The organism is uncultured Sunxiuqinia sp. (genome assembly GCF_947495665.1).
Classification (GTDB): Bacteria; Bacteroidota; Bacteroidia; order Bacteroidales; family Prolixibacteraceae; genus Sunxiuqinia; species Sunxiuqinia rutila.
On record NZ_CANLZV010000001.1, the window covers coordinates 601,396 to 616,151 of the forward strand.

Consider the following 14,756-nt stretch of genomic DNA (forward strand, 5'->3'; position numbering starts at 1 on the left):
CAGCATTTTTACCTCGTGCAAAATTAAGAAATTGTTTTACTCACACCTAAAATAGATCGCCTATAGAAGAATTTTACTTTTGTTTATCAGTATAATATAAATTGAAAGTAATGTTCGATACAGATACATTGAACGAAAATCAACTCGTTCAGAATTTTATAAATGGTGATCAGTTGGCTCTTGAAGAGCTCGTCAAAAGACATAAAAACAGGGTTTTTACCTACATTGTTTTAATTGTCAAAAATCATCAACTCGCAGAAGACATTTTTCAGGATACCTTTATCAAGGTAATCCGTTCGTTAAAAACAGGGAAATATACCGAGAATGGGAAGTTTGTTTCTTGGGTTCTCCGGATTGCCCATAACCTCATCATTGACCATTTCAGGAAGGAAAAGTTGCTGAATACAACGTCGAATGATGATACCGAAATTGACCTCTTCAATTCGCAAAGGTACTCCGACGAAAATATTGAAGATAAGCTGGTGTATGAGCAAATAACTGAAGATGTGCGGAAGTTGGTTGAACTGCTTCCGGAAGATCAACGGCAGGTTATTGTGATGCGACATTACATGGGCTTGAGCTTTAAGGAAATTTCAAAACAAACAGATGTGAGTATTAATACTGCCTTGGGGCGCATGCGCTATGCGCTGATCAACCTGCGAAAATTGATTGAGAAGAATAAGCTGAGTTTGACAAAAATTTAGGGATAGGGTAGACAATAATTGTTAAGGGTTGGCGTTTTCTATTTGAATCTTAAAATGAAACGAAAATGCCTATGAAGAAGAATTTTACCTTAGTTTATTTTATTCATGATTTTGCGATTGATCGGTGTGGACCTCAGGAAATTGAAACAAATGACTTGATGGGAGAAAATGAACATCAACAGGGAAAGGAGCGTTCGTTTACGCCATCAGAAAAGTCAGTTGAGGCAATTTTGAATTTTTCCCGGTCATACGATGTTTTGAATTCGCGTTTAACCGCAAGCATCGAGCTTATTAAGAACTAATCAAAGTGAAAAAGTGGTTGTAAAGCATCTTGACAAAGATGCTTTTTTTTGGTAGCTTAGTGATATCATATTAATATCAATCTAATCTTCAAGCTATGGAAAGAAATCATCATGCGCTATCTGGTTATGTTTTTGTTCTTGTTGAATTTGTACTAATTGTGCTCATTGTTCTTGGTTTTACTCTGGGAATGGCTCTTCCTGCCGTTGCTTTAATCGTGGTTTTTATTTTTCTGGCCGTTGGCTTTACAGTTGTTAATCCGAACGAGAGTGTTGTTTTGGTGTTGTTTGGCGATTACCGAGGGACTGTGAAAAAGAATGGTTTTTGCTGGGTCAATCCTTTTTTTACGAAGAAGAAGATTTCACTGCGGGCTCGTAACCTGGATAGTGAGCCAATTAAGGTCAATGATAAAATTGGAAATCCCATTCGGATTGGTGTGGTGCTGGTTTGGCGGGTAAAAAACACATTTAAGGCGGCTTTCGATGTGAACGATTTTGAACATTTTGTAACGATTCAAACGGAAGCAGCGATCCGTAAGCTGGCCGGTCTTTATCCATATGATAATTTTGAAGATCATGAGGCTGAAATTACGCTTCGAAGCGGAGGCGAAGAAGTGAATGAGGAATTAGAAAAAGAAGTAACAGAACGACTGGCAATTGCTGGAATTGAAGTGATGGAGGCCCGGATTAATTACCTGGCTTATGCGCAGGAGATTGCCCAGGCCATGTTGAAGCGCCAACAGGCAACCGCTATTGTTGCTGCACGATTTAAAATCGTGGAAGGAGCCGTTGGTATGGTCGAAATGGCTTTGGACGAATTAGGCGAGAAAGGAATTGTAGAGCTTGATGAAGACAAAAAGGCGACCATGGTCAGTAACTTGATGGTTGTTCTTTGTGGAGACAAAGAGGCTACTCCCGTGGTTAATACAGGCTCTATTTATTAAATGAAAATTTTGTGACGAAAAAGAACCTGAAGTCAGTAAGCACTCTTTATTCTAATGCATTTCAGTTGTATGCAATGCATGTTTACCTGGACCATGCTGTTGGTTGGAGCCGTCCCCAGCTGATAGCTTGGCCTAAAAATTGGTCGATTTTTAATTATACAGAAGGATAGGATGAGCAAGGGAAAGAAGAAATCATTTGTATTGCGTTTAGATCCGAAAGATTATGCTGCGCTGGAACGCTGGGCAGCGGATGATTTTCGGAGTATTAATGGTCAGCTGGAATGGTTGATAAATAAAGCTTTGAAAGAGGCAGGCCGAAAGCCTGGAAAGGAATCAAAAGACGAGTAGCAGCATCTGGTCAGTTCCGGATGGCTGCTTTTTATAGAATTTGTTTAACATGAAACAGGGATAAGAATATCTGTATGAGAAAAGTTTATGTTTGCCCCAAATGCGGAGGGAAAAAGCCCGAAGTTGATGAAATTCGAACAACCGGATCCGGGTTTACCAAGTATTTTAATATCCAAAACAGACGATTCACCGCAGTTTCTTGCACTGCCTGCGGATATACTGAGTTGTATAAGGGAGCTAAACTGCCGGGAGGGAGCAGCGTATTGGATTTTGTAACCAACTAAAAGGTTTTTGGCTAGTTGCCCGGATGTGTTTTGTGAATTGAAGAGATCACGATGGCTCCATCCGGGGTTTCAGGGCGCATTCCTATGTTCCAGAGCATGTTCTGTGGTTAAATGCTGCTTAAAAGGAATATTGTACAACATTTTTTGGGAAAATCCGGTTTCTTAATTCGCGTATTATCAGTATATTAAAATATTGAAAAAAAACAGCGTTTATCCTAGCCCTAAAATAGGATATGATTTATTGAAGCATGCGAATATTAATATATATATTTATACCAGCATGTGATTTAACTCTAACTACAGACTTAAAACCGGATGTTTAAAGAAGCGGAAATAAATGATTGTGTAAATTGTGGATTAACCTGCTGCTTGAATTGTTTGCCTGAGGCAGAGTCCAGTATCTTCGAATGCCTGTCAAAGGAGGATATGGATTACCTGATGACAAGTCGGCGAAATGTAGTCTTTAATCCAGGTGAAACCATTATTAAGCAAAATACATCGACCACACACTTCGTATGCATGAAAAAAGGTTTAGCTAAGGTGGTTGCTGAAGGAAGTACGGGAAAAAATGTCATCATGCGCCTGATTTCTACCCATAATCTGGTGACAGCCGGAGGAGTAATTAGTGATGATATCCGGCACTTTACGGTTACCGCGTTAACAACGGTTGAATGTTGTTTTATTGACTCCAGTCGGTTAAATACGCTGCTTGCCCGCAATAGTCGCTTTGCTTATGAGCTTCTGAAATATAATAATAAGCAAAGTATTCAGATGTTGAATACTTTGATTGGTTTAACTCAGAAATACATGCCCGGTCGCGTGGCAGACACCCTCCTTTACCTGAAGAATGAAATTTATAAAGCAAATCCTTTTCAGTATAAGCTGAGTAAGCAGGAATTTGCTGAAATGTCGGGGATGACAAAAGAGAGCTTTATTCGGAACATGAAAGAATTAGAGGTCTCAGGAATCATCTTGCAGCGACGTAATGAAATTGAGATTCTGAATGAGCCGGAGCTGATAAAAATCAGCAAAAACGGCTAATTGACATATGTCAACTTTTCCCTCGAAATATATCACTGCTTAGGCTTTAGAACTTAGTGCTTTCGGTTATACTTTTATAATCAAACTAAAGAGTTGGAAGGAATTCCAAATTACATGAATGTACTAAATTTTAAGCGTATGAAACTTAGAGAAATAACCAAGTTATTGTTTGTTGCCTCGCTCGTATTATTACTTATTCCAGCGTGTGTTAAAGAAGGACCTCAGGGACTTCCTGGGGTAGATGGTGAAGACGGTCTTGATGGTGCTGATGGTGCTGATGGACATGTAACCTGCCTGGTTTGCCACGGCGGAGAGAATATTGAAGCAATTCAAGGGCAATTTGCAATGTCAGTCCACAAAAGTGGAGTAAATGCAGTTGCTTATGCAGGTGCCAGAGCCGATTGTGCTCAATGTCATTCGCATGAAGGTTTTGTTCAGTTTGCTGAGTTCGGTGAGGTTTTTGGAGCCATTACCAGTCCTAATGCATGGGAATGTGGGACTTGTCATGGTTTGCATAATTCATTCGAGTCCGGAGATTATGCCCTTCGTTTGAGTGATCCTGTTAATCCGATCTTCGATGAAACTGTAACAATGGATTTGATGGGCAATAGTAATTTATGTGCAAACTGTCACCAGTCTCGTCGTGCAGAACCTGCGATTGATAAACCAGGTGATACCTACAGAATTACAAATACTCATTATGGACCGCACCACGGAGCTCAGGCCAATGTTGTTGCTGGTGTTGGTTTTGCCGAAATTGAAGGGTCAACAGAATACCCAACAGCAGGTTCTAACTTACACTTAGCTCAGGCTTCTTGTGTTGGATGTCATATGGGTGATTTTGTGGACGGACAGGGAGGTCACTCCTGGAATCCGAGTGTGAATGCTTGTAATGAATGTCATGATGCAGATGCGACTGATTTCAATTACGGTGGTATTCAAACAGATATTCAAGATAAATTGGTTGAATTAAGAGACTTGTTAATTGCCGCTGGCGTTGTGGCAGGTGATGATGCAACAGGTTATCATCCGGTAGTTGGAGAACACTCAATGGTGAGAGCCCGTGCATTCTTTAACTGGGCTGGCTTGGACGAAGATCGTAGTTTAGGCGTGCACAACCCTAAATATGTGAGAGCTTTGTTGAATAACTCCATCGAAGCATTAGAAGCAGAAGCTGTTAATTAAAAAATACTCCATTTAAAGAAAAAAGCTTCTTCTCCAAACAGAAGCTTTTTTCTTATCGAGATAAGCTAAACACCACGCAAAATGAAAAAAATTAAATTATTCCTGATTATTGCAGTTCTTGGCTTAGCAATTAGCGCATGTGAGTATGATTTTATTGCTCAGGAAGAGCTTCCCGATATTCCCGTCGATGAAGATGTAAGTTTTTCTGAAGTCATTCTCCCCATTTTTACTTCACGTTGTGCTGAATGTCATCAAGCCGGAGGGCAAGCTCCTGATTTAACTGCAGACAAAGCCTATCAGAGCATTAATACGGCTAAATACATTGATACCGCTAACCCCGAATCAAGCTTGATTTATTCCTATGTGGCTCCCGGAGCATCAACGCACGGGCACCGGCAATATACAGCAGCCCAGGCCCAGTTCGTTTTGGTTTGGATTCAGCAGGGAGCGATGAATAATTAGTGAAAATCAAAAGAAATCATACTATGAAGAGTAAAATATTATATATCCTTTTAGGTCTGTTTGTTTGCACTAATTTGTTTGCTCAGGAAGAAACGACTGAAGTTAAAGAGAAGGATAAACCGGTACGGTTTGCCTGGGAAAGCGGAATGTTAATTGACCAGCAAACTTCGATGGTGCCAACCGTGAAAACCCTGGAAATGGTCATTCAGCATAAATTTGGTAGCATCGACAATGGCAGCTCCGATTTATGGGGGATTTATGCGCCTGCTGGTAACATCCGGTTAGGATTGAACTACGTTGTTGCAAACAATGTGCAAATCGGTTGGGGAATCTCGCGCAGGAACATGTATAACGACTTCAACATTAAGTGGACCATTCTGGAGCAAACGCGTAAAAATAAAGTGCCCGTTTTTGTCACAGTCTTTGCCAATACCGCTATTGACGGGATGGATCGTGACGATCTTGAGCTTTATAATTACGACATGCCTTATGCCAGGTCCCGCTTTAATTTGAAGTCTCGCATGTCTTACTTTGCTGAGTTAATTATTGGACGTAAAGTGACCAATGCTTTGTCGGTGCAAGGTGCAGTAAGCTTTTCGCATGCAAACTTTGTTCCCCAGTGGCAGGATCACGACCGGGTTGGACTACACTTTAACGGTCGTTTGAAAGTAAGTCCCCAGGGAGCTATCATCTTTAACTTTGATGCTCCTCTGCAAATTGATGATCTCTCAGAACAAAATCCGGGCTGGAATGCGGAGAACACGCCGGGGTGGGATGGACCTTATCATCCGGAGCCAAACCTGTCATTCGGTTATGAAGTGTCAACAAGTACGCATGCTTTCCAAATTTATATGGGTAATTCTCAGGCCATGTTGTTGCAAGACATGATGATTAACAATTATAATGGCATTGATTTTGATAACTTTGCTATAGGGTTTACAATTACCCGGTTATGGAGTTTTTAATTGACATTTTAAAATTGAGAGATATGAAAAAGTACAGAAACCTATTGACATTTTTTGTCATCGTATTTGTCGGCGGAATTTTACTGTCGTTTGTAACCGTTCAAGATAAAGTAAAACCTGCTCCCTGGGATATTCCAGAAAAATATCAGAAAATGGAAAATCCTTATGTCGGAGATGAATCACTGGAGCGCGTAGGAAAGATTCTCTACATCAAGCACTGTCGTTCCTGCCATGGAAACAATGGCGAAGGTGACGGACCAAAGGCTGCTAGCATGAAAACAGAGATCTTGTCATTCACTTCAGAGAAGTTCAAAGAAGAGGCCGATGGCGTTGTTTATTTCCAGTCTATCATTGGACGGGACGAAATGCCTAATTACGAAAGCAAAATCCCGGAAGAGGAAGATCGCTGGGCATTGGTTAACTACATTAAAGCAATGAAGAAGTAAGAACCAGATAAGCCGGAGGTAGCGACTTCCGGCTTTTAAACTTCACTAAAATGTCAATTTTAATCAGGAGTATTTTACTCACCGCATTTCTTTCAGTTGGGATCGTATCCAGTGGGCAGGGTAAGGAAATGCCCGCCGAAAATAGTCATTGTTTAAGTTGTCATGCCAAGCAAACCTACTCTTTTTATAACGATTGGTTAGAGGTAGAAACTAAAAGGATGATGAATCCTTTCTATATTTTAGACTCTACACTGATGGTGGCAGGTGTTCATGGCGGATTTAGCTGCACGGATTGCCATTCGCCCGATTACGAAACTTATCCACACAACGCCGAACTCAAACTGGAACCGCTGGCCACATGCCTCGACTGTCATGGTGGCGATGAGACCTATGCCGATTATCAGTTTGATAAAATTGAAGAAGAGTTTCACAAAAGTGTACACTTCCAGCAAAGCGGCGAGAGCTTTACCTGTTCCAAATGTCATAATCAGCATTACTACCGTGCTACCGCACGAACAAGCAATCAGGTGTCTGAAATTGTTTCTTATAATAACAACATGTGTTTGTCGTGCCATGATGATGTGTTGAAATACCAGACCGTATCATCAGGCGAAAATCCACAGCTGAGCCAGGTACACGATTGGTTGCCAAACCAAAAGCTGCATTTCGAAAATGTTCGATGCATCGAATGTCATACCGTGGTTGTTGACTCATTCTTGGTGTCGCATAATATTTTACCCAAAGAAGAAGCTTTGAGAAACTGCAATGACTGTCATTCATCGAACTCTATGTTGAAAGCATCGTTGTATAAATATGAAAATCTGCAGGCGCGTTCCGAAGAAGGAAAAATTGGTGCCATTCTTACCAATGAAGCCTATGTGATTGGTGCCAACCAGAATCCGTTGCTGAAACTGTTAAGCTTCATTATCTTTGGATTGGCTGTACTCGGAATCGCTATTCACTGGATTTTCAGAATCGTTAAAAAAAGTAAGTAATTATGACTGCTGAGAATAACAAAATATACCTTTACCCGCTTTGGCTTAGAATCTGGCATGGCGTTAATGCTTTGGGGATTATTCTATTGATTTTAACCGGAATTCGCTTGCAGTATTCCGAACTAAGCATGCTTCCGATGGACTTTGGATTGGCCGTTCAAATGCACAATATCGTAGGGGTAATTGTAACGCTAAGCTACTTCGTATTTTTTATTGGGAACTTGGTTACCCCGAACAAAAAATACTATAAAATAAAGCCCAAAGGCTTGGTTAAGCGATTGACCAAACAAATGAATTATTACATTTCAGGCTTGTTTAAAGGCGAAGAAAGTCCGTTTCCGATTTCTGAAAAAAGAAAGTTTAATCCCTTGCAAAAGTATGCCTACATCTTTGTGATGTATTGCTTTGTTCCCTTGGCAATTGTTACCGGAATTGCTTTGCTTTTTCCTGAATTAATAATTGAACAGGTGTACTCGGTTAGTGGGATTTTTCTGACCGCTGTTTTGCACGGTTCTGTTGGGTTTTTAATTTCTATATTTCTGATCATTCACTTGTATGTGGCTTCCATTGGAAAAAATCCGCTGGATAACTTCCGAAGCATCATCAATGGATATCATGATGTTCATCCAACAGAAAAGGACAAAAAGAAGGAGAAGTAGCCTGCCGGAAACGCGTTTTTTGATAATGGGATTTTGATTTGGTATAAGGTCGCTCAGGGTTATAACAGATCCTAAGGCGTCTGGATATTTGTAAAAGGATTTGCATTCACTTTTAAAACAATCTCCATGAAATTACCACAGTCCGTCAGGAATTTAACTTCGGTTATTGGAGCGTCAATTGCACTGATAAGCTTACTCATCATTCTGTTCTTATTTATAATCTCAGCCATCTTTGACATTGGCAGTTCCTACCTGGGCATTTTTATCTACATCGCTTTGCCCATGGTGCTGGTTGTGGGCTTAATTTTAATTCCAATTGGGGTTCTCAAAGAGAAAAATCGCTTAAAAAAGCACCCGGACGAAGCTCATGTAAAGGATTGGCCGATTATTGATTTCAACCAGACTTCGGTGCGTAATGCTTCCATCATCTTCGTGGCTGGTACAATCTGTTTTCTGATCTTGTCAGCTATCGGAAGTTATGAAGCCTTTCACCTAACCGAGTCGGATGAATTCTGTGGAAAATTGTGTCACCAGGTTATGGAGCCAGAGTATACTGCTTATCAGGAATCGGCTCACGAACGGGTAGGTTGTGTGGAGTGCCATGTCGGTTCGGGGGCCGGTTGGTATGTGAAAAGTAAAATGTCGGGTTTGTACCAGGTGTATTCGGTGCTGTTTAACAAATACCCCAGACCAATCGAAACTCCGATTCATAGTCTGCGGCCGGCGCGCGAAACTTGCGAAGAATGTCACTGGACAGAGAAATTTTATGCCCGCAAGATCAACACCAAAAAGTCGTACCTGGCCGATGGAAGCACCACGGAGTGGGACATTCACCTGATGATGAAAACCAGTGCTACTTACAGCGCACAAGGCCTTCAGGAAGGCATTCACTGGCACATCAATCCCGATATTAAAATTGAATATCGGGCGGTGGACGAAGGACGTGATACCATTCCCTGGGTTCGCTATACCAACCTGAAAACTGGTGAAGTTAAAGTTTACCGGGATGAAACGGTGGCAATGTCAGACTCGGAGTTGGAAACAGTGGAATTACGGACCATGGATTGTATCGATTGTCATAACCGTCCTTCGCACAACTATTTGTCTCCTGCCAACTTTATCGATGATTACATTACTGCCGGTGAAATTTCCAGGGAGCTGCCAGACATTAAGCTTGTGGCGATGGATGCTCTGAGTTCGGAATATCCAACGGTGGACAGTGCCATGAATGCGATTGACGCTTATGCCAAGGAGTATTACGAAATTATGTATCCGGAAGTCATGACTGATCAGAAAGCGCTATACGATCAGGCAATTCAGGCAATTAAAACAGGTTATCAGAAGAATATATTTCCGGTGATGAAGGTAAACTGGACGGTGTATCCAAACCATCTGGGGCACCTTGAAACAACGGGGTGTTATCGTTGTCACAACGATCGTCATGAAACAACGCAGGGCGATGTTATTTCGCGCGATTGTAACCTGTGTCATGATATTCTGGCCCAGGGAACTGCCGACCAACTTGTTTATGGAACATCTGCCAGTCCGTTGGAATTTGAACATCCGGTTGATATCAATGAAAAGTGGCGTACAACATTCTGTTCCGATTGTCATTTTAGTTTGTATTGATCAGAATATTTGATTATTTTGGAGCTGGATCGTTGAAGTAAAATAGAATTTGAAAAAGATCGTAATTACTTCAGCCTTACATGAGGTTGGAGTAATTTTTTGTTAAGAGGAAAGATGAACTAGTAAGTTACTACTTAAGCTTGTGAAGAATGAAAAAACTAAAGTCTGCGTTGTTTTCCATGTTAACCAGCTCTTGCCTGGTCGTTATATTTGGGGTAGCCATTGCATATGCTACATTTATCGAAAATGATTATGGCACCCAAACTGCAAAAATCTTAGTTTACAATGCTTGGTGGTTCAATATTTTGTTGGCATTTACAGCATTCAACCTGGTAGGCGGCTTGTTCTACTACAAGGCTTTTCAGCTGAAACGTTGGAGCATGGTGCTTTTTCACCTGGCTTTTCTTGTTATTCTGGTTGGAGCGGGTATTACCCGTTTTTACAGTTACGAAGGCATGATGCATATTCGGGAAGGACAGGCTTCGAATCAACTGATATCCACCAATACTTTTATACAACTTGAAGCTTCCACAGCTGAAGCAAACAGCCAGGAAGACTGGTCGGTGATGTTTTCACCTTACACCCGAAACAATTTTGATAAATCGCTGGAAATTGGAAGCCAGGAATTGGAAATTGAGGTACTTGACTATGTTTCTTCAGCGGTTGAAAACATTGTTGCAGATGAAGGAGGACGGCCTATGCTCTCTTTTATCCTGGTTAATCGGAATACCTCGCGCGATGATGTTGTGTTGGAGCTAAACGAGGAAATTACTCGAAATAACTTTCGGGTTAGTTTTGAAGGCGAAAACACAAATGCGTCCATTTATTTGAAGCGCTCGGCTGATGGTCTTCTGCTGAAAGCAAAAGATAGCATTCATGTGGTTGCCATGACTGGCAACGTGGAGCAAACCGTTGCTCCGGGAGAAGAAATCCCGCTGAAAGGGCAGGGCATGTACCAATTAGGCAGCTATATTTTTGCCATGAAAGGGTATTACCCATTTGCCCGCAAAGTGTTGTCGCGTGTTACCGGAGCGGCAGCCAAGCAAGCCAGCGATGCCATTATGGTAAACTTGAAACTGGCTGATCAGCAAAAACAAGTAGCAGTATTTAAAAACTCGGGAGAGCAGGCAAAAACCACGCAAACTCGCCTGGGAGATGTGCATGTAAACGTGGGGTTCGGACCCAAATTAATTGAGCTTCCCTTTAAAATCCACCTGCGCGATTTTCAGCTTGAACGCTATCCGGGAAGCATGAGTCCTTCTTCGTATGCCAGCGAAGTAACGCTTATTGATAGCCGCAACCAGCTTGAAATGCCTTATCGGATTTTCATGAACAACATTCTGGACTACGATGGTTATCGTTTTTTCCAATCTTCCTATGATACGGACGAAAAGGGAACGGTTCTTTCGGTGAGCTACGATTATTTAGGAACGATGGTCACTTACATTGGTTATTTTCTGATGACCTTGGGAATGGTTGCGACCTTTTTTAATAAGAAAAGTCGTTTCCAGTCGCTTTTGCGTTCCAGCTCCCGTTTAAAAGCGTTGAAGAAGAAAAGCTTTGCCGGCCTGTTTGCTGCAGCCTTATTCATCTTGCCCACGGTGGTTAATGCTCAAAATGATAACCTGGTTAAAATTGACAAGGATCATTTGAAGCGGTTTGAAACCTTGCTGGTGCAGGATACCAAGGGACGCGTAGAGCCGGTGAATACACTGGCTTCCGAAGTTATGCGTAAGTTGAATAAGAAAAATACCTTTAAAGGCTTGAGCGCTTCAGAAGTGTTTTTAGGCATGAGCGCCCGTCCTGCGGCCTGGAGAAATGTACCCATTATTCGGATCAATAACAGCGAACTGCGCAAGCAGCTGGGATTTCGGGACGAATATGTTACTTTCAACCAAATGCTGGACCCGAACACCGGCGTTTACAAGCTGCAGCAACTGGTGGATGCCACCTATCAAAAGCAACCTACTCAACGCAATAAGTACGATAAGGAAATCATCAATGTGGATGAGCGTATGAATATTTGTTACCAGATTTTTCAGGGAGATTTTCTCAAGGTATTTCCCCTGGAGAATGATGCGAATAACAAATGGGTGGGAGAGAAGGAATATTATAAAAACCCGGCTAATGAAGGGCGTGATGAACGTTTGTTGACCGGTTATTTTCAGGCGGTAAACGAAGCCATCAGCCGAGGCAACTTCGGGTTGGCCGATCAAAAGCTCGCAGCCCTGAAAGAATTTCAGCAGACCCATGGCAACGAAATTATGCCAAGCCAGACGAAAATAAAGTGGGAAATCCGCTATAACAACTGGAATATTTTTGGATGGCTGTCCAAAATCTGTGGCGTGGTGGGCTTCCTGCTGCTAATTATTCACCTGCTCGGTATTTTCAACGAAAAACTAAAGCTGAAAAAAATATTGAGGGCAGGAACCTGGCTGGTTGCTGTTGTGTTTGCAGCCTATACTGCAGGATTGGCCTTGCTTTGGTACATTGCCGGGCATGCTCCCTGGAGTAATGGCTACGAAACCATGCTTTACATTGGTTGGGCTTCGTTGCTGACGGGTTTTGTCTTTCTGAAACGATCGCAGATTACCCTGGCCGTTACCACCATTTTGGCTTCGCTGATTTTAATGGTGGCGGGCATGAGCTGGATGAATCCGGAAATTACGAACCTGGTGCCAGTGTTGAAATCGTATTGGCTGATTGTGCATGTGGCTGTTATTACGGCAAGCTATGGCTTCTTAGGGGTGGCTGCGCTGGTTGGCTTTCTGAACCTGATTATTATGACCTTGCGTAAGCCCGGGAACCTGAAAAATACCTCATTTACCATTGTGGAGTTGGCCATCATTATTGAATTAAGCATGATTGTCGGGTTGATCCTTCTAACCGTAGGAGCATTTATTGGTGGCGTATGGGCCAATGAATCCTGGGGGCGCTACTGGGGCTGGGATCCAAAAGAAACTTGGGCTTTGGTTACCATCCTGGTATATTCTTTCATCATTCACCTTCGGAAAGTACCGGGTATGTACAATCACTTTGTGCTGAGTGCACTGGCTTTGGCCGGCTTTAGCTCGGTGCTGATGACTTTCTTTGGAGTGAACTATTATTTGTCGGGAATGCACTCCTATGCTCAGGGCGATGCACCTGCCGTTCCGGGCTTTGTATATGTTGCTGTTGCGGTGGTGTTTGTATCGATCTTTTTGGCAGCTCGGTCAGAAAATAAATATGGCGATGCTGAAAAAGTGGTGAAGTTGGAGGCTAAAGACTAAAAGGAGATTGCAAAACTGGGCAGGAATAGTCCTGGTTGGTTCTGTTGAAAAATCAAAATATATTAAAAGCCAGTAGCTGTTTTAGTTGCTGGCTTTTAATATGTTTCGGGCCATGCCCCTGAAAATGAAAAGATGGAAGGGCCAGGACAAACCCCAGTAAAAGCGGCCCCAGACTCCAATGGGACGATAAGTAGCGGTTTGTATCAGGCGGTTTTCATTGCCCGATTGCACAATCTTAAATTCAAGCCAGGCTTCTCCCGGAAGCTTCATTTCGGCATAAAGCAGCAAGCGCTTTTTTTGCTTGTCGGCCAGCAACACGCGCCAAAAGTCCAGCGCATCGCCATTCATAATTTCATCGGGGTTGGTACGTCCGCGCCGTAAACCAATGCCACCGGTTAGTTTATCCAGGTAACCTCTTATTTGCCAAAGCCAGGTGCCATAATACCAGCCATTGTCACCTCCGATTGACCAGATGGTTTGCAACACCTTTTCGGGATCCTGCGTGAAGGGCACCGACTGTTTGTTCCAGTAGCACCCATAGTTCGGAACATCAATATGATCGGCATAATTGGGATTGAATTCGGTGGAACTCAAGGCATCTTTCCAACTGGAGAATACCTGGTTTTGACGAATTTTTGTAAAGGCAGCTTCAACGGCTTCCCGGTAGGTCAGCGGTTCAATCTGAAGCATTTCGGCCAGTGAATTGTCTTTGGCAATCACCTCCACTTTTAAGCTGTTTACCAGGTTAACAGCCAGTTTGTAAGAGGTGGAAGTGATAAAGAACAGCCAATAGGAGGAAAGTCGCGGCGTCATGATGGGCAGGGTAACGATGCGACGTTTTAGCTTGCGGATTTCGGCATACTGGAGCAGCATGTCTTTGTAGGAAAGAATATCTTTTCCGCCAATATCAAAGGATTGGTTGAAGCAGCTTTCGTTGTTCATGACCCCAATCAGAAACTTAAGTACATCCCGAATGCTGATGGGGTGGGACAGGGTGAGTACCCATTGGGGGGTAATCATTATGGGTAGTTTTTCCACCATGTCACGAATAATTTCAAAGGAAGCACTTCCGGAACCAATGATGATGCCGGCATGCAAGGATGTCAATGCGTAGTTCCCTTTGCCAAGTTCTTTCTCCACATTTAAGCGCGAACGTAAGTGTTTGGAAAGGTACTTGTCGTTGGATATTCCCCCTAGATAGATCACTTGCCTCGCTTGCGATTGGCTAATCAAATTTCTGAAATTGCGCGCTGCTGTCAGTTCCAATTCTTCAAAATCTCCGGAAGTAGAAGCCATCGAATGAATTAAGTAATAGGCAACATCAATTTCCTTTGGGAAATCCTGCTGATTGTGTGGCTTAAGAAAATCGATTTCAACCAGTTGAACTTGGGCGTGGTTGAGCCATTTTTCTTCCACGCGATCCAGGTTTCGGACACAACAAAAGACGTCATGTTTTTGCTCCAGCAAGAGGGGCAAGATTCGCTTCCCAACATAACCTGTAATGCCTGTAAGTAATATTCTCATGG

15 protein-coding genes are annotated in these 14,756 nt (G+C 42.5%); 14 read left to right on the top strand and 1 reads right to left on the bottom strand.

Features of this window, described 5'->3' with window-relative positions; all coding sequences use genetic code 11:
• Window positions 1-110: 110 nt before the first annotated feature.
• From Q1A18_RS02610 to ccsA, 14 genes are all read left to right on the top strand, one after another.
• Window positions 111-704, top strand: a complete 594-nt coding sequence (locus Q1A18_RS02610) for a sigma-70 family RNA polymerase sigma factor (protein WP_299577046.1) — start codon at window positions 111-113, stop codon at window positions 702-704.
• 71 nt (window positions 705-775) lie between these two features.
• On the top strand, window positions 776-1,006 hold the full coding sequence (locus Q1A18_RS02615; RefSeq protein ID WP_299577048.1) for a hypothetical protein: 231 nt from the start codon (window positions 776-778) through the stop codon (window positions 1,004-1,006).
• A gap of 95 nt (window positions 1,007-1,101) precedes the next feature.
• Window positions 1,102-1,947, top strand: a complete 846-nt coding sequence (locus Q1A18_RS02620) for an SPFH domain-containing protein (protein WP_299577050.1) — start codon at window positions 1,102-1,104, stop codon at window positions 1,945-1,947.
• Between the two features lie 171 nt (window positions 1,948-2,118).
• Window positions 2,119-2,295, top strand: a complete 177-nt coding sequence (locus tag Q1A18_RS02625) for an Arc family DNA binding domain-containing protein (RefSeq protein WP_299577052.1) — start codon at window positions 2,119-2,121, stop codon at window positions 2,293-2,295.
• Between the two features lie 74 nt (window positions 2,296-2,369).
• Window positions 2,370-2,579 (top strand): zinc ribbon domain-containing protein, encoded by a 210-nt coding sequence (locus Q1A18_RS02630; RefSeq protein ID WP_299577054.1) that lies wholly within the window; start codon window positions 2,370-2,372, stop codon window positions 2,577-2,579.
• A 438-nt stretch (window positions 2,580-3,017) separates the two neighbouring features.
• Window positions 3,018-3,620, top strand: coding sequence for a Crp/Fnr family transcriptional regulator (locus Q1A18_RS02635; protein WP_299577167.1), 603 nt, complete (start codon window positions 3,018-3,020; stop codon window positions 3,618-3,620).
• Between the two features lie 138 nt (window positions 3,621-3,758).
• On the top strand, window positions 3,759-4,805 hold the full coding sequence (locus Q1A18_RS02640; RefSeq protein ID WP_299577056.1) for a hypothetical protein: 1,047 nt from the start codon (window positions 3,759-3,761) through the stop codon (window positions 4,803-4,805).
• A gap of 81 nt (window positions 4,806-4,886) precedes the next feature.
• Window positions 4,887-5,267 (top strand): hypothetical protein, encoded by a 381-nt coding sequence (locus tag Q1A18_RS02645; protein ID WP_299577058.1) that lies wholly within the window; start codon window positions 4,887-4,889, stop codon window positions 5,265-5,267.
• A 23-nt stretch (window positions 5,268-5,290) separates the two neighbouring features.
• Window positions 5,291-6,232 (top strand): DUF5777 family beta-barrel protein, encoded by a 942-nt coding sequence (locus Q1A18_RS02650; protein ID WP_299577060.1) that lies wholly within the window; start codon window positions 5,291-5,293, stop codon window positions 6,230-6,232.
• A gap of 23 nt (window positions 6,233-6,255) precedes the next feature.
• Window positions 6,256-6,678 carry a cytochrome c gene (locus tag Q1A18_RS02655; RefSeq protein WP_299577062.1) on the top strand — a complete coding sequence of 141 codons (423 nt, stop codon included), beginning with the start codon at window positions 6,256-6,258 and terminating at the stop codon, window positions 6,676-6,678.
• Window positions 6,679-6,728: 50 nt separating this feature from the next.
• A complete protein-coding gene (locus tag Q1A18_RS02660; RefSeq protein WP_299577064.1) occupies window positions 6,729-7,673 on the top strand; it encodes a cytochrome c3 family protein in 945 nt (314 codons plus the stop codon).
• Window positions 7,674-7,675: 2 nt separating this feature from the next.
• On the top strand, window positions 7,676-8,332 hold the full coding sequence (locus Q1A18_RS02665) for a cytochrome b/b6 domain-containing protein (protein ID WP_299577066.1): 657 nt from the start codon (window positions 7,676-7,678) through the stop codon (window positions 8,330-8,332).
• Between the two features lie 126 nt (window positions 8,333-8,458).
• Window positions 8,459-9,961: a NapC/NirT family cytochrome c gene (locus Q1A18_RS02670; protein ID WP_299577068.1), complete on the top strand. Its 1,503-nt coding sequence runs from the start codon at window positions 8,459-8,461 to the stop codon at window positions 9,959-9,961.
• 149 nt (window positions 9,962-10,110) lie between these two features.
• On the top strand, window positions 10,111-13,230 hold the full coding sequence (gene ccsA / locus Q1A18_RS02675; protein ID WP_299577070.1) for a cytochrome c biogenesis protein CcsA: 3,120 nt from the start codon (window positions 10,111-10,113) through the stop codon (window positions 13,228-13,230).
• 81 nt (window positions 13,231-13,311) lie between these two features.
• Here ccsA and Q1A18_RS02680 read toward each other — a convergent pair whose 3' ends face one another.
• Window positions 13,312-14,754 (bottom strand): SDR family oxidoreductase, encoded by a 1,443-nt coding sequence (locus tag Q1A18_RS02680; protein ID WP_299577071.1) that lies wholly within the window; start codon window positions 14,752-14,754, stop codon window positions 13,312-13,314.
• Window positions 14,755-14,756 lie beyond the last annotated feature (2 nt).